Here is a 14407-nt window from a genome sequence, read left to right as displayed (position 1 = left end):
CGTCCTTCCCGGGCCTGATCCGATCTCCGGGGGATCGCGCGTGGCCCTCAGCGGTGCAGTGGCAGTCATACACGATCAGGACCGGCCGTTCCGCGTTGATTGATGTTTCACCCACCCCCGAAACAGGCGGTCGAACACCAGACGGATACAGTCGTCGCGCACTTCCCCCTGCCCGGAAACTCCGCACATGAGCCCCCACGCGGCGCTGCGTCCGCAGCCCACGCCCCTGCCCACGCCCGCGCCCCTGCCCGCGCCCACCCGGGCTCCGGCCCGGCCCACCACCGCGGCCGCCCTGCACAGCGTCAGCGCGGTGACCGCCGTCCTGCTGGGGCTCGTCGCGATCGGCGCGATGATCCACGAGCCGGTGCTGATACCGCCGCTGGCCGCCAGTGCCGCGCTGGTCCACAGCGCCCCGACGCTGCCGCTGGCCCAGCCGCGCGGGGTCATCGTCGGGCACCTGGTGGGCGCCGCCGTGGGGTACGCCGTCCTCGCCGCCGCGGGCGGCAGCGCGTGGGCGGCGGCCGTCGCGGCCGGTGTCACGCTCGCGCTGAACATGGTGGCCCGCACCCCGCACTCGCCGGCCGTGGCCACCGCCGTGATCATCGTCCTGCAGGCTCCCGCGCCGGACCGGTTCGTCCCGCTCCTGTTCGGTTCGACGGTCCTGCTGGTGCTGACCGGTTTCGCCGCCTCCCGGGTCCGCCGAGGGGCGCCGAGGTACCCCGCCTACTGGTGGTGACGGGCCGGGCGCGGCCGGCGCGGGTGCGGCCCGTCGCCCGCCGTGCCCGCGTACGCTCGAAGACATGAGGCAGGGAAGCCGGATCTCCACGAAGGACGTCTTCGGGGCCCCGTGCTGGGTCAGCCTGATGGCCCGCGACCTCGATGCGGCCCAGCGGTTCTACGGCGCCGTCGTGGGCTGGAAGTTCCGGCCGGCCCGCCTCGGGGACGCCTTCTCGGTCGCCGAGGCCGACGGGGTGCCCGTGGCGGGCATCGGCGCGCTGGCCGCGGATCTGGCGATGGCGGTGGCCTGGACCCCGTACTTCGCGGTCGACGACGCCGATGTGGCGGCCGACCGGATCCGGGAGCGCAGCGGGACCATCGCGGTCGGTCCCGTCTCGTTCGAGTCGGGGGGACGCGGGGCGCTGGTGGCCGACCGGGACGGCGCGGTCTTCGGGATCTGGGAAGGACCGGTGGCGGCCGACTGGCGGGTGGGCGCGGGGCAGGCGCCGGCGTGGCTGGAGCTGCGTACGCGCAACGCGTTCGAGTCGGCGATCTTCTACGGCGAGGTGCTGGAGTGGGCCAGCGGGCGCGCCGGATGCTGTGAGGTCTCGTACGAGGAGGACCAGGTCGTGCTGCGGCAGGGCGGGGAGCCCGTCGCCCGGCTGAACAGCGGTCCGGTCGAGACGGCGGCCTATTTCGCGCATGCCCGGCCGCGCTGGCACGTGCACTTCCGGGTCCCGGACCTGGACCTCGCCCGCGCGGCGGCCCTCGACCTGGGCGGGCGCACCGTCTCCGAGGTCACCGGGAACGAGACGGAGCGGTGGGTGGCCCTGCGCGATCCGGACGGGGCCCTGTTCACCCTCACCACGGCCCGCGAACGGGACGACGACAGCTGACGACGGCTGGCGGCCGACAGCTCACGGCTGACGGCTGACGGCCCCGGCGTCAGGCGGCCGGGGGGCGGCGGGTGCGGGTCCAGGTGAGGAGTTCCTCCTCGGTCCAGGTGTTGACGACCCGCTCGGCCGCGACCCCGCACTCCACGGCCCGTTCGCAGCCGGTGAGCTGCCAGTCCAGCTGCCCGGGGGCATGCGCGTCCGTGTCGATCGCGAAGAGGGTCCCGGCCGCCACGGCACGCTTCAGCAGCCGTCGGGGCGGGTCCAGCCGTTCGGGTCTGCTGTTGATCTCGACGGCGGTCCCGGCCTCGGCGCAGGCCGCGAAGACGGCCTCGGCGTCGAAGGCGGACTCGGGCCGGGTCTTCCCGGTGACCAGGCGCCCCGTGCAGTGCCCGAGGACGTCCGTGAGCGGGTTGCGCACGGCGGCGAGCAGCCGCCGGGTCATGGCGGGCGCGTCCATCCTCAGCTTGGAGTGCACGGAGGCGACGACCACGTCGAGCTCGTCGAGCAGCGCGGGCTCCTGGTCGAGGGAGCCGTCGGCCAGGATGTCGCACTCGATGCCGGTGAGCAGCCGGAAGGGCGCCCAGCGCGCGTTCAGCTCCGCCACCGCGTCCAGCTGTTCGCGCAGCCGCTGCGGCGTGAGCCCCCGGGCGACCTTCAGGCTCGGCGAGTGGTCCGTGAGGACGGCCCACTCGTGCCCCAGCTCGGCTGCGGTGCGGCCCATGGCCTCGATGGGGCTGCCGCCGTCGGACCACTCGGAGTGCAGGTGGCAGTCGCCGCGCAGGGCCGCCCGCAGCGCGAGGGCCGCGGGGGTGGCCGGCGGCCCCTCGGGGTGCGCCGCGACCTCGTCCTCCAGCCCCTGGAGGTACGCGGGGATCTCCCCCGCGAGTGCCTCCCGGACGACCTGGGCGGTCTTGGGCCCGATGCCCTTGACCGCCTCCAGCGTGCCCGCCCCGGCCCGTTCGGCCACCTCGCGCCCGCCGAGCCGTACGACCGCGTCCGCCGCGGTGCGGAAGGCCGCGACCCGGTAGGTGGGCGCCTGGGCGCGCTCCAGCAGGAACGCGATCCGGCTCAGCGCGGCCACGGGGTCCATCGCGTACCTCCTCAGGTCCTGCCTCCTTCGTCCCAGTCTGGCCACGGAGCCCCGGGCGGGCGCGCCGGGGCGGTGCGCACGGCCCGGCCGGTCGGCGTGAAATCGGCGTGCAAGGCGCGTCGTACGGGGCAGACGACCCGGAGTACAGATCAACCGGGCAGGCCGCGAAGGGACGTACACCGTGTCGCGATCGAGGATCCTCGTAGTGGGCGCCGGCTTCGCCGGGGTCGAGTGCGTACGGCGGCTGGAGCGCCGGCTGTCCCCCGCAGAGGCGGAGGTCTCGCTGGTCACGCCGTTCTCGTACCAGCTGTATCTGCCGCTGCTGCCGCAGGTGGCGGCCGGGGTGCTGACCCCGCAGTCGGTCGCCGTCTCGCTGCGCCGCAGCCACAAGCACCGCACCCGCATCATCCCCGGGGGCGCCGTCGGGGTGGATCCGAAGGCGCGGGTCTGTGTGATCCGCAAGATCACCGGGGAGGTGGTCGACGAGCCGTACGACGTGCTCGTGCTGGCTCCGGGCAGCATCACCCGCACCTTCGACATCCCGGGGCTGGTGACGCACGCGCGGGGGATGAAGACCCTCGCGGAGGCCGCGTACCTGCGCGACCACGTCATCGCCCAGCTGGATCTGGCGGACGCCAGCCAGGACGAGGAGGAACGCGCCTCGCGGCTGCGGTTCGTGGTGGTCGGCGGCGGCTACGCGGGCACCGAGACGGCGGCCTGCCTGCAGCGGCTCACCCGCAACGCGGCGTCCCGCTACCCGCGGCTGGACCCCCGGCAGATCAAGTGGCACCTGGTCGACCTGGCCCCGAAGCTGATGCCCGAGCTGGGTGACGCCCTCGGCCAGGCCGCCCTCGGGATCCTGCGCCGGCGCGGGATCGAGGTCTCCCTCGGGGTGTCGGTCGCCGAGGTCTCCGCCGAGAAGGTGACGCTCACCGACGGACGGGTCCTGCCCAGCCGCACCCTGATCTGGACGGCCGGTGTCGCCGCGAGCCCGCTGGTGGGCACGCTGGGCACCGAGACGCTGGCGGGGCGGCTCGTGGTGCGGCCCGACATGACCGTGCCCGGCGCCGACGGGGTCTTCGCCCTCGGCGACTCGGCGGCCGTACCGGACCTGGCCAAGGGGGACGGCGCGATCTGCCCGCCCACCGCGCAGCACGCCATGCGGCAGGGGCGCGCGGTCGCCGACAACGTGATCGCCACGCTCCGCGGCGGGCCGACGCGGCCGTACGTGCACAAGGACCTCGGTCTCGTGGTGGACCTCGGCGGGACGGACGCCGTGTCCAAGCCGCTCGGCATCGAACTGCGCGGCCTCCCGGCGCAGGCCGTGGCCCGCGGGTACCACTGGTCGGCGCTGCGGACCAACGTGGCCAAGACCCGGGTGCTGACGAACTGGCTGCTCAACGCCGTCGCCGGGGACGATTTCGTACGGACCGGGTTCCAGGCCCAGCAGCCCGCCACCCTGCGCGACTTCGAGTACACCGACGCCTATCTGACACCGGAGCAGGTCCGGGCGCACACGGCCGCGCTCCGGGCCCGGGAGTGAGGCTCAGCGCAGTCCCGCGCCCCGCGCCAGGAGCAGCGCCACATCGGCGCCCGCGACGACCAGCGTGGCGTGGAAGGGGATGCGTCCTCCCGGCCGGGCTGCGGCGAGCAGCGCCGTGGCGGCCGTGACCGCGAGCAGGCCGAGGCCGTACGGGGTGACGGGCCCCGGCGGCCCGGCGACCAGGGCGAGGGCCGAGCCGAGGACGAGGAGCCCGGCCAGCGCCCCGGAGCGCCGGGCCCCGAGCCGCTGCGGCAGGCCGCGGATCCCGGTGGCCAGGTCGTCCTCGATGTCCGGGAGGACGTTGGCGAAGTGCGCGCCCGCGCCGAGCAGGGCAGCGGCCGCCATCAGCCAGAGCGGCGGCCAGGGCGCCCCGGGCAGGCCGAGCGTGACGAACGCCGGGAGCAGCCCGAAGGCCAGGGCGTACGGGAGCCAGGAGGCGGCCGTGCCCTTGAGCCGCAGGTTGTACGCCCAGGCGGCCCCGACCCCGCACAGGTGCGCGGCCCCGGCGAGGGGCCCGCAGACGAGCGAGAGCGGTACGCACAGCAGCAGCGCCGCGAGCGCGGCGGCGGTCACGGCGGCGGGCCGTACGCCGCCCACGGCCAGGGGTTTGTCCGGCCGGCCGGTCGCCAGGTCGCGGCGCAGGTCGACCCGGTCGTTGCACCAGCCCACCGACAGCTGCCCGGCCGCGACCGCACAGCCGGTGACGGCGGCGCCGGCCGCTCCCCGCCCCACGGCGACGGCCAGCGCGGTGGCGAACGCGGTCACGGCGGCGGCCGGCAGGGGGTGGCAGGCCTTCGACAGCCCCGCCACCACACCGCCGCCCGGGCGGGCGCGGCGCGGCGGGTTCTCTCCGGTGGCGACGGACACGGCGCCACCTTAGGGGCCCGCCCCTGCCGCCGGGCGGCGGCGGCACGCCCGGCTCGCGTGATTCCTGGCGAAACGTCACTTGTTCCCTATGTTGGGTCAATGACACGTGTCCTGTCAGTGAGCAGCGTGTTCCCGCCCCACCGCTACCCGCAGCCGGAGATCACCGAGGCCCTCGCCCGCTGTCTGCCGCCGGGGTCCGACGCCGGTCTGCTGCGCCGGGTGCACGCGTCGGTCCGGGTCGACCACCGCAACCTCGCGCTGCCGCTGGAGCGTTACGGGCCGTCGAACGATTTCGGCGCCACCAACGCCCTCTTCGTCGACACCGCGCTGGAGCTCGGGGCGAGGGCCACCGCGCTGGCCCTCGCGGGCGGCGGATGCGCGCCGCAGGACGTGGACCTCGTCATGTCGACCACCGTGACCGGGCTCGCGACGCCCTCGCTGGAGGCGCGGCTCGTCACCCGGGCCGGGCTGCGGCCCGATGTGAAGCGGATGCCGCTGTTCGGGCTCGGCTGCGCGGCGGGCGCCGCCGGGCTCGGTCACCTCCACGACCTCCTGACCGGCCGCCCCGCCGACGCCGCGCTGCTGCTGTCGACCGAGCTCTGCTCGCTGACCCTCCAGCCCACCGACACCTCGATGGCCAACCTGGTGGCGGGGGCCCTGTTCGGCGACGGGGCCGGCGCCCTGCTGGCGGTGGGGCGCGAGCACCCCCTGTACGACACCGGCAGCGGGCCGACGGTGGTGGCCTCGCGCAGCCGGCTCTACCCGGGCACCGAGGGGCTGCTCGGGTGGGACATCGGCCACTGGGGCTTCCGGATGGTGCTGGGCCGTGAACTCCCGGAGCTGGTGCGGCTGCACGTGGCAGAGGAAGTCGAGACGTTCCTGGCCGGGCACGACCTCAAACCCGGGGACGTCGACGCCTGGATCTGCCATCCGGGCGGGCCGAAGATCCTGGACGTCCTGGCGGAGACCCTGTCCCTGCCGGACGGCGCCTTCGCGGCGAGCCGGCGCTCGCTGGCGAGCGCCGGGAACCTCTCCTCCGCGTCCGTCCTGCACATCCTCGGCGGGATCCAGGCCGACGGGCCGCCCGCTCCCGGCGCGGTCGGGCTGATGCTCGCCTTCGGTCCGGGCTTCGCCTCCGAACTCGTCCTGCTGCGCTGGTGACACCGATGCCGATGACCCTGCCCCTGAGCCTCTACCTGCTGCTGCTCGGCCTCGTCGCGGCCGAGCGGATCGCCGAGCTGGCCGTCGCCCGCCGCAACGCCCGCTGGAGCCTGGCCCGCGGCGCCCGCGAGTACGGCCGCGGCCACTACCCCGCGATGGTCGCCCTGCACACCGCGCTGCTGGTGGGCTGCGCGGTGGAACCCTGGGCGGCGGGGCGCCCGTTCGTCCCGATGCTCGGCTGGTCCGCGCTCGCGCTGGCCGCCCTGGCGCAGGGCCTGCGCTGGTGGTGCATCACGACGCTCGGGCCGCGCTGGAACACCCGGGTGCTCGTGGTGCCGGGTCTCCCGCTGGTCGCGGGCGGCCCGTACCGGCTGCTGCGCCACCCCAACTACGTGGCCGTCGTGGTGGAGGGCGCCGCGCTGCCGCTGGTGCACTCCGCCTGGCTGACGGCGGCCGCGTTCACCGCGCTGAACGCCGCCCTCCTGACCGTTCGCATCCGCTGCGAGGACACGGCCCTGACAACCGCCCCCGCCCCCACCACCCACACCGCCACGGCCGAACCCACGGGCACCACGGCGGGAGCCGGCGCGGGAGCCGCCGCCACGAGCCCCGCAGGGCCCTCGGCGTGATCGATCTGCTGATCGCCGGCGGGGGGCCCGCAGGGCTGGCCACCGCGATCCACGGGGCGCTGGCCGGGATGGAGGCGGTGGTTCTGGAGCCGCGGGCCACGCCCATCGACAAGGCCTGCGGTGAGGGGCTGATGCCGGGCGGGCTGCGCAGGCTCGCCGAGCTCGGCGTGAGCGTCCCCGGCCGGCCCTTCCGGGGCATCCGCTACCTCGACGGCGTCACCGGCCGGCAGGCGGAGGGCCTCTTCCGGGCCGGTCCCGGCCTCGGTGCCCGGCGGACCGACCTCCAGGCCGCCCTGGCCGAACGCGCCGCCGCGCTGGGCGTACGGGTGCTGCCGCGCCGCGTCGAGGAGGTCCGCCAGGACGAACACCGGGTCGCCGCCGCCGGGCTGACCGCCCGGTACCTGGTCGCGGCGGACGGCCTGCACTCCCCCGTCCGGCGCGGACTCGGCCTGTCGGCGCCGCCCGTACGGGGCCGGCCCGCGCGCTACGGGCTGCGCCGCCACCACGACGCGGAGCCGTGGAGCGATCTCGTCGAGGTGTACTGGTCCGCGCGGTGCGAGGCGTACGTGACCCCGCTGGCGCCCGGCCGGATCGGTGTGGCCGTACTGACCTCCGAGCAAGCCCCCTTCGACACCCAGCTCGCCCGGTTCCCGCTGCTGGCCGAGCGGTTGCGGGGCGCGTCCGGCGGGCCGGTGCGCGGGGCCGGGCCGCTGCGGCAGCGGGCACGGACCCGGGTGGCCGGGCGGGTGCTGTTCGTGGGCGACGCCGCCGGCTACGTCGACGCGCTGACCGGCGAGGGCCTCACGCTGGCCCTGACGGCGGCGGGCGAACTCGTGCGCTGCGTGAGGGCGGGCCGGCCGGAGGCGTACGAGCGGGCCTGGCGGGAGCTCTCCCGCGGCTACCGCGCGCTCACCGGGTCCCTGCTCTGGGCCCGCGGGCGGCCGCCGCTGGCCCGCCGCATCGTCCCGGTGGCCGCCCGGCTCCCGGGAGCGTTCACCCGGGCGGTCAACCTGCTGGCGTAGTGGACCCGGCGGGAACCGGAAGGGCGCGCGGACCCCTCGGTGTCAGGCTCGGCGGCTCGGGCCGCCCGCCCGCACCGGCCGGTCCGTCAGCGCCACACCGGCGAGCACGGCGCAGGCGGCGGCGCTCAGCACCACCGTGATGCCCGCCCACGCGAACGGGCCGCCCACCGCGCCCTCCAGGGGGTCGAAGCGGGCCACGCCGCCCCACACGTACAGGGTGACGAGGCCGAGCGCGGCCACGGCCACGGACCGCCACACCGCCGGGGTGTCGCGTACCGCGAGCACCGCCCCGAGCCCGAGGCAGACCACCGCCACCGGCAGCGGGAGGAAGTCCGCGGGGGTCATCACCGCCGGCGCGGCGGCCTCGACGGGCAGGTGCAGCGCCCCGCAGAACAGCAGCGCGGCCGCCACCGGCAGGCGCAGTACGTGGCGCAGCGCCCCGGACCGGGGCCGCTGGGCGGCCGCGGCGCGCGGCGCCGGGCCCGGCTGCGGGGAGCCGTCGGGCTCCTCGCGGTCGTCGGGCTCCGTCGCCGTGAAGGTGCCGGGGTCGTTCATGGAAGGCTCCGTTCGCCGACGCGCGGGTCCGCTGCCCACCGTGCGCACGCTCTGTTGTATTCACCGGCACGTTCGCGTGCTGCGCCATTCGGGGCGGGCGAACGGGGGTTACGGCGCGCCTTCGTCGGCGTCCACGGAGCTCGCGGCGGGGCCCGGCTCCGCGCGGGTGCGGAGGTAGCCGACCACGGTGTTGGTGACCGCCACCAGCGGCACCGCGACCACCGCCCCGCCAATCCCGGCGATGATGCCGCCGGTGGCGACGGCGAGCACGACGCCCAGCGGGTGGATCCGTACGGCCCGCCCCAGGATGAACGGCTGCAGGATGTGCCCCTCGATCTGCTGCACCAGCAGCACCACCAGGAGCGCCATCAGCGCGGTGAACACCCCCTGGGTGACGAGCGCGACGACGACCGCGAGCGCGCCCGAGGCCACGGCGCCGACCAGGGGGACGAAGGAGGACAGGAAGATCACCACGGCGATCGGGACGGCCAGCGGCACGCCGAGGAAGTAGATGCCGACGCCGATGAAGACGGCGTCGATCAGGGCGACGATCAGGGTGCCGCGCACGTACGCGGTCAGGGTGCGCCAGGCGCGCGGCCCGGCTCCGGCCACGCCCCGCCGGGCTGCGGCGGGGACCAGCCTGAGGGTCCACTGCCAGATGTGCCGGCCGTCGTAGAGCATGAAGAGCGTCGAGAACATCGCCAGCAGCAGGCCGGTGATGATCTCCACCACCACGGTCACGCCCTTCAGGCCGCTGGAGGTGATCTCGCTGGTGCTCGTGCCGACGGAGTCGCTCAGCTTCTTCGCGATGTCGTTGATCTGTTGCTCGGTCACATGGAACGGGCTGTTCAACAGCCACCGTTTGAGTTCCTCGATGCCCTCCTGGACCCGGTCGGTCAGGTCGCCGAGGTTCTCGGACACCTGCCAGACGACGAACCAGCCGACGAGCCCCAGCACGACGAACCCGCAGATCGCGGTCAGCGCCGTGGCGAGGCCGCGGGAGAGCCCGCGCCGGTGCAGGCGGGCCACCGTCGGCTGGAGCAGCGCGGTGACCAGGAGCGCGACGACGAAGGCGAGGACGACCAGGCGCACGGCCCCGATCACCCGCATGAGCACCCAGAGCGTCGCGGCGAGCACCAGGAAGCGCCAGCCGGCCTCGGCGGCCACCCGGACGCCCCAGGGCACGGCGCCGGCCGGGTTCCGCGCGGCGTCCGTCGCCTCCCGCGCGTGCTGGGCGGCGGCGTGCTCGGCGGCATGCTCCGCCGCGTACTCGGCGGCGTACTCGGCCGCGTACTCCGCCTCCCGCCGCGCCCGGACCCGTGCGCCGTGCTCGCGGAGCGCCGCCGTACGCCCCTTGAGGCGGCCGAACCAACCCTGTACCCCTGACATGCGGTCCAGCCTGGTTCATGGCGCCCGCTCCGGCATCCGCTGATGCCGCCGGGCGCGAGCCCTCGCATAGTGGGTGTCATGAAGGCTACGGAGGTACTGGCGGACGCCTACGGACGTGTCCGGGAGGCCGTGCACGAGGCGGTCGGGGGCCTGACGGCCGACGAGCTGGGCGCGCGGGTCGATCCGGCGGCCAACTCGATCGGCTGGCTGGTCTGGCACCTGACCCGGATCCAGGACGACCACGTGGCGGACGCCGCGGGGTGGGAACAGGTGTGGGACGCCCAGGGCTGGATGGAGCGCCTGGGCCTGTCGCTGCCCGCCGGGGCCACGGGGTACGGGCACAACGCCACCCAGGCGGGGGCGGTCCGGATCGAGGCGGGCGAGCTGCTGCTGGAGTACCACGACGCCGTGTACGAACGGACCCTGCACTTCCTGCGGGGCCTGTCCGCCGCCGATCTGGACCGCGTGATCGACACCCGCTGGGACCCGCCGGTCACCCTCGGGGTGCGCCTGATCAGCGTGATCTCCGACGACCTCCAGCACGTGGGCCAGGCCGCGTACGTCCGCGGGCTGCTGGAGCGCCGTTAGGGGGACGCAGGGCCGATCGGATGGGGTGGGTGCGCCCTCCCGGGGGTTCGCCGCGCCGCCTGCCCGGCGCGTGCGGGCCGGGGGCCTAGGGTCGCCGGAGGACCGAGGAACAGGGCCGCGCCGCCGCGCGGTCCGGTGGAAAGGGCGTCCGCCGTGCCCCACGCAGGTTTCGTCCGCTCCCTCAGTGCCGCGCTGGGCGCGCTCGTGCTCCTCGCCTGCGGGGCGGGGCACACCGCCGCCGCCCCGGAGCCGGAGCGGCCCGTCGTGGAGACCGACGGCGGGGCGGTGCGCGGCCGCACGCACGGCGCGTACCGCACCTACGAGGGCATCCCCTACGCCGCGGCGCCGACCGGCGCCCTGCGCTGGCTGCCCCCGGAGCCCGCACCGCGCTGGCCCGGCGTGCGCGACGCCGGGGCGCCCGGCCCGCACTGCGTGCAGCTCCCGGCCCTCGGTCCGGGCGGGCCGACCGGCTCGGAGGACTGCCTCCGTCTCAACGTGACCGCGCCGGCGGGCGGGGAGGGCGTCCTGCGTCCCCACCCGCGGCCCCGGCCGGTCATGGTCTGGTTCCACGGCGGCGGCTTCCTGAACGGCTCCGGTGACGCCTACCGGCCCGACGGGCTGGCCGTCCGCGGGGACACCGTGGTCGTCACCGTCAACTACCGGCTGGGCGTCTTCGGCCTGTTCGGCCATCCGGCGCTCGGCGGGGCCCCGAACCTGAGCATCGCCGACCAGCAGGCCGCACTGCGCTGGGTACGGGCGAACGCGGCCCGGTTCGGCGGGGACCCGGGCAACGTGACCGTGTTCGGTGAGTCGGCGGGCGCCCTCAGCGTCTGCGCGCACCTGACCTCGCCCGCCTCCGCCGGCCTGTTCCACCGGGCGGTCCTGCAGAGCGGCTCCTGCTCGACGGGGATGCCGGCGGGCGCCGTCCTGCCGCAGGAGGAGGCGTACGAGCCGTTCGTGCCCGAGCGGCGCACGACGGCCCGCGGGGTCGCCGCGGCGGCCGCGCTCGGCTGCGGCCGGCCCACCGGCCCGGAGGTCCTGGCCTGCCTGCGCGGCCTGGACGCGCGCAGGCTCGCGACCCCGGAGCTGATGCGGCGGTTCTCGCTGGTCTCCTACGGCAACCGGATGCTGCCCCGGGAACCGCGCCGGGCCCTGGAGGCCGGGCGCTTCCACCGGGTGCCGGTGGTGCAGGGCACCAACCGGGACGAGATGCGGCTCTTCATCGGCCTGACCCTGGCGGAGTTCCCCGTCCCGGACGCGGCCGCCTACCGGGCCCGGCTGGTGCGCTCATTCGGGGATTCGGCGGCGGCCGTCGAGGCGCGGTACCCGGCGGCCGGGTACCCGACGCCCGCCCTGGCCTGGGCGACCGCGCTGTCCGATGCCTCGTTCACCTGTCCGGCGCTGCGGGACGGCACTGCGCTGGCCCGGCACGTGCCGACGTACGGCTACCGGTTCAGCGATCCCGACGCACCAAATTTCACCGGGCTGCCCACGGTGCCCGGCTTCCCGTACGGGGCGGCGCACGGCCTCGAACTGCCCTCCCTGTTCACCACGGGCGCCGCGCTGACCGGGCCGCAGCGCGAGCTGTCCGCGCTGATGACCGGGTACTGGACGCGCTTCGCCCGTACCGGCACGCCGAACGCGCCGGGCAGCCCCGACTGGCCGCGCCTGCGGACGCCGTCGGGCGCGGTGCTGTCGCTGGCTCCCGGGGCGGGCGGGGTCCGGCCGGTGGACGTACGGGCCGCGCACCACTGCGACCTGTGGGCGACCGCGGGCGCGTCGGCGGAAGGCCCGCCCGAGGTCGGTCCGTAGGCCCCGCCGGGTTCGCGGGCCGGGGTCAGTCGGCCGTCGTGCGGGCGCGGGCGCCCTCGCGGGTACGGCCCGGGGTCTGGGCGCGCTGCGGGTGGCGGCGTACGTACTCGCGCTCCAGTTCGTTCATCCGGTCCGTGTGGGTGACCAGGGCGTCGTTGGACCCGTGCAGCAGGGTCTCGTGGCGCGTGCGGTGGATCGCCTCCAGCTCCTTGAGCAGCCGGCCTTCCTCAAGGTTGCGCGCCGACGGCCCGCGCTCGTGCTCCGTCATGGCAGGTGCGCCTCCTTCTGTGCCGAGGAGCGGCCGTCGTCCCCGGTCCCTCCATCATCCTGCGCACCCGGTCCGGCTGCGCGCTCCGGGCCGCCCGATACCCTGACCGCATGACGATGCGCGAAGGCGCCGACGTGAGCGTCGACGCGATGATCGAGGACCTCCGGACACTCGTCGAGACCGAGTCCCCCTCGCGTGACGTCAACGCCTTGGAGGCGTCTGCCAAGACGGTCGCGGCGCTCATCGAGAGCCGTCTGGGCGGGCACGCCGTCCTGGTGGAGAGCGAAGCCGGGCCGCACGTCCACTGGTCGGGCGGCGGTGATCCCCGGGTGCTGATCCTGGGTCACCACGACACCGTGTTCCCACTCGGCACCCTGCAACGCCGCCCGTTCGCGGTCGAGGGCGGGCACGCGACCGGTCCGGGGGTCTTCGACATGCTCGGCGGGCTGGTGCAGGCCGTGCACGGCGTGGCCTCGCTGGAGGACCGGTCGGGGGTGGAGATCCTGGTGACCGCCGACGAGGAGGTCGGCTCCGGCTCCTCGCGGGCCCTGATCGAGGAACGCGCCCTCGCCTGCGGCGCAGCTCTGGTGCTGGAGGGCGCCGCCGACGGCGGCGGGCTGAAGACCGGCCGCAAGGGCTGCGGCACCTTCCAGGTCTCGATCACGGGCCGCGCCTCGCACGCCGGACTCGAACCGGCGGCCGGGGTCAACGCCCTGATCGAGGCGGCGCACCAGGTGCTGGACATCGCGGCGCTCGGCCGGCCCGAGATCGGGACGACGGTCACCCCGACCGTCGCGGCGGCGGGCACCTTGGACAACGTGGTTCCGGCGGCCGCGACCGTCGTCGTCGACGTCCGGGTCGAGACGGCCGACGAGAGGGAGCGCGTCGAGGCCGCGTTCGCGGCGCTGGCTCCGCATCTCGACGGGGCGCAGGTCTCGGTGCGGGGCGCCGTCGGCCGGCCCCCGATGCCCGAGTCCGCCTCGACCGAGCTGTTCGCGGTGGCGCGGCGGCTGCTCCCCGGCCTTGAGGGCAGGGCGGTCGGCGGCGGCAGCGACGGCAACTTCACGGCCGCGCTGGGGGTGCCGACGCTCGACGGTCTGGGAGCGGTCGGGGGCGGTGCCCACGCCGACCACGAGTACCTGGTGATCGGCGCCATGGCCGAGCGGGCGCGGCTGGTGGCGGGCCTGGTGGACGCGATCCGGCGCGGCTGAGCCCTGGCGTCACTCCGCCGCGGCGGGCTCCGGGAAGAGCCGGTCGAGGTGGTGGCGCAGGACCGCGGCGGCGGATTCCTGGGTGCGCTGGCCGACCAGGACGCTGGTGCCGAGCCCCGCCGACATGGCGAGGAGGCTGATGGCCTCGGTGCGCGGGTCCGTACCGGGAGGGGTCAGCCCGGCGTCCTTCGCCTGCTGGAGCAGCCCGGTCAGGGCGTCCTCGGCGGCCTTGGGGTTCTCGATGAAGGGCTGCGCGGCGAGGGCCTCGTCGGTCAGGGCGAGGGCGGCGTACGCGGTGAAGACGATGTGGAAATCGCGGCTCGCCGCGTCGGTGGGCAGCGCCTCCGTCAGCAGGGCCTCGACGGTCGCGCGCGGGCCGGGGTTCGCGCCGATGGCCCGGAGCCGGGCGGCGACGCGGGCGCCGAGGCCGGCGGCCAGGTGCTGGAGCCCGTAGAAGAGCAGGTTCTCCTTGGTCTCGAAGTAGTACTGGACCAGGCGCAGGGACACGCCCGCCTCGGCGGCGACGTCGCGCATGCCCACCGCGTGCAGTCCGCGGCGCGCGGCGACCCGGACGAGGGCCTCCGCGATCTGGGCGCGCCGTTCCTCGTGGTCCACGCGTTTCGGCATGCGCCGGCTCCTCTCCGCTCGTCGGCCGTCGG

The 14407-nt window shown here is 75.8% G+C and carries 15 protein-coding genes; 9 read left to right on the top strand and 6 right to left on the bottom strand.

All coding sequences use genetic code 11. The features are described from left to right. The first annotated feature begins 187 nt into the window (after positions 1 to 187). Both IE248_RS11570 and IE248_RS11565 read left to right on the top strand, forming a co-directional pair. Positions 188 to 736, top strand: a complete 549-nt coding sequence (locus tag IE248_RS11570; protein ID WP_078899777.1) for an HPP family protein — start codon at positions 188 to 190, stop codon at positions 734 to 736. Positions 737 to 800: 64 nt separating this feature from the next. Further along, positions 801 to 1613: a VOC family protein gene (locus IE248_RS11565; protein ID WP_229895260.1), complete on the top strand. Its 813-nt coding sequence runs from the start codon at positions 801 to 803 to the stop codon at positions 1611 to 1613. Between the two features lie 49 nt (positions 1614 to 1662). Here the strand turns inward: IE248_RS11565 and IE248_RS11560 are convergent, their stop codons facing one another. Further along, positions 1663 to 2703: a PHP domain-containing protein gene (locus tag IE248_RS11560; RefSeq protein ID WP_037798838.1), complete on the bottom strand. Its 1041-nt coding sequence runs from the start codon at positions 2701 to 2703 to the stop codon at positions 1663 to 1665. 181 nt (positions 2704 to 2884) lie between these two features. Here IE248_RS11560 and IE248_RS11555 point away from each other — a divergent pair, with 181 nt between their 5' ends. Continuing rightward, the gene (locus IE248_RS11555) at positions 2885 to 4246 is read left to right on the top strand and encodes an NAD(P)/FAD-dependent oxidoreductase (protein ID WP_037798836.1); all 1362 of its coding nucleotides are present in this window, start codon (positions 2885 to 2887) and stop codon (positions 4244 to 4246) included. Between the two features lie 3 nt (positions 4247 to 4249). Here IE248_RS11555 and IE248_RS11550 read toward each other — a convergent pair whose 3' ends face one another. Beyond that, positions 4250 to 5113 carry a UbiA family prenyltransferase gene (locus tag IE248_RS11550; protein WP_229895259.1) on the bottom strand — a complete coding sequence of 288 codons (864 nt, stop codon included), beginning with the start codon at positions 5111 to 5113 and terminating at the stop codon, positions 4250 to 4252. Between the two features lie 99 nt (positions 5114 to 5212). Between IE248_RS11550 and IE248_RS11545 the strand changes: the two genes are divergently transcribed. Genes IE248_RS11545 through IE248_RS11535 form a run of 3 tightly spaced genes read left to right on the top strand, consistent with a single transcriptional unit; the run spans position 5213 to position 7925 of the window. After that, a complete protein-coding gene (locus IE248_RS11545; RefSeq protein WP_037798835.1) occupies positions 5213 to 6274 on the top strand; it encodes a type III polyketide synthase in 1062 nt (353 codons plus the stop codon). Positions 6275 to 6297: 23 nt separating this feature from the next. Further along, complete coding sequence (locus IE248_RS11540; protein WP_268254050.1) at positions 6298 to 6903, top strand: isoprenylcysteine carboxyl methyltransferase family protein; 606 nt, start codon at positions 6298 to 6300, stop codon at positions 6901 to 6903. Beyond that, positions 6900 to 7925 carry an NAD(P)/FAD-dependent oxidoreductase gene (locus tag IE248_RS11535; RefSeq protein ID WP_073798625.1) on the top strand — a complete coding sequence of 342 codons (1026 nt, stop codon included), beginning with the start codon at positions 6900 to 6902 and terminating at the stop codon, positions 7923 to 7925. The genes IE248_RS11540 and IE248_RS11535 overlap by 4 nt, the downstream gene beginning before the upstream one ends. A gap of 42 nt (positions 7926 to 7967) precedes the next feature. On the opposite strand, the gene IE248_RS11530 is transcribed toward IE248_RS11535, so the two are convergent. Next, positions 7968 to 8480 carry a hypothetical protein gene (locus IE248_RS11530; protein WP_073798624.1) on the bottom strand — a complete coding sequence of 171 codons (513 nt, stop codon included), beginning with the start codon at positions 8478 to 8480 and terminating at the stop codon, positions 7968 to 7970. A gap of 108 nt (positions 8481 to 8588) precedes the next feature. Continuing rightward, positions 8589 to 9869, bottom strand: a complete 1281-nt coding sequence (locus IE248_RS11525) for an AI-2E family transporter (protein WP_100580891.1) — start codon at positions 9867 to 9869, stop codon at positions 8589 to 8591. A 78-nt stretch (positions 9870 to 9947) separates the two neighbouring features. On the opposite strand from IE248_RS11525, the gene IE248_RS11520 reads away from it, so the two are divergent. After that, complete coding sequence (locus tag IE248_RS11520; RefSeq protein WP_190030655.1) at positions 9948 to 10457, top strand: mycothiol transferase; 510 nt, start codon at positions 9948 to 9950, stop codon at positions 10455 to 10457. A 153-nt stretch (positions 10458 to 10610) separates the two neighbouring features. Beyond that, complete coding sequence (locus tag IE248_RS11515) at positions 10611 to 12269, top strand: carboxylesterase/lipase family protein (protein ID WP_229895258.1); 1659 nt, start codon at positions 10611 to 10613, stop codon at positions 12267 to 12269. Positions 12270 to 12294: 25 nt separating this feature from the next. Here IE248_RS11515 and IE248_RS11510 read toward each other — a convergent pair whose 3' ends face one another. Next, a complete protein-coding gene (locus tag IE248_RS11510) occupies positions 12295 to 12537 on the bottom strand; it encodes a DUF6158 family protein (protein WP_037798833.1) in 243 nt (80 codons plus the stop codon). A gap of 110 nt (positions 12538 to 12647) precedes the next feature. On the opposite strand from IE248_RS11510, the gene IE248_RS11505 reads away from it, so the two are divergent. Continuing rightward, positions 12648 to 13748, top strand: a complete 1101-nt coding sequence (locus IE248_RS11505) for a M20/M25/M40 family metallo-hydrolase (RefSeq protein WP_190030654.1) — start codon at positions 12648 to 12650, stop codon at positions 13746 to 13748. Positions 13749 to 13757: 9 nt separating this feature from the next. Here IE248_RS11505 and IE248_RS11500 read toward each other — a convergent pair whose 3' ends face one another. Beyond that, on the bottom strand, positions 13758 to 14375 hold the full coding sequence (locus IE248_RS11500) for a TetR/AcrR family transcriptional regulator (protein ID WP_190030653.1): 618 nt from the start codon (positions 14373 to 14375) through the stop codon (positions 13758 to 13760). Positions 14376 to 14407: the final 32 nt, after the last annotated feature.

This window comes from Streptomyces goshikiensis, from assembly GCF_014650555.1.
Lineage (GTDB): Bacteria > Actinomycetota > Actinomycetes > Streptomycetales > Streptomycetaceae > Streptomyces > Streptomyces goshikiensis.
Note: the sequence above shows the minus strand (reverse complement) of the source record. Positions and strands in the feature narration are given on the sequence as shown.

Coding starts and splice junctions, on each gene's coding strand:
- IE248_RS11570 (WP_078899777.1), top strand. CDS start 188: ATGAGCCCCCACGCGGCGCTGCGTCCGCAGCCCACGCCCCTGCCCACG.
- IE248_RS11565 (WP_229895260.1), top strand. CDS start 801: ATGAGGCAGGGAAGCCGGATCTCCACGAAGGACGTCTTCGGGGCCCCG.
- IE248_RS11560 (WP_037798838.1), bottom strand. CDS start 2,703: ATGGACCCCGTGGCCGCGCTGAGCCGGATCGCGTTCCTGCTGGAGCGC.
- IE248_RS11545 (WP_037798835.1), top strand. CDS start 5,213: ATGACACGTGTCCTGTCAGTGAGCAGCGTGTTCCCGCCCCACCGCTAC.
- IE248_RS11530 (WP_073798624.1), bottom strand. CDS start 8,480: ATGAACGACCCCGGCACCTTCACGGCGACGGAGCCCGACGACCGCGAG.
- IE248_RS11525 (WP_100580891.1), bottom strand. CDS start 9,869: ATGTCAGGGGTACAGGGTTGGTTCGGCCGCCTCAAGGGGCGTACGGCG.
- IE248_RS11520 (WP_190030655.1), top strand. CDS start 9,948: ATGAAGGCTACGGAGGTACTGGCGGACGCCTACGGACGTGTCCGGGAG.
- IE248_RS11510 (WP_037798833.1), bottom strand. CDS start 12,537: ATGACGGAGCACGAGCGCGGGCCGTCGGCGCGCAACCTTGAGGAAGGC.
- IE248_RS11505 (WP_190030654.1), top strand. CDS start 12,648: ATGACGATGCGCGAAGGCGCCGACGTGAGCGTCGACGCGATGATCGAG.
- IE248_RS11500 (WP_190030653.1), bottom strand. CDS start 14,375: ATGCCGAAACGCGTGGACCACGAGGAACGGCGCGCCCAGATCGCGGAG.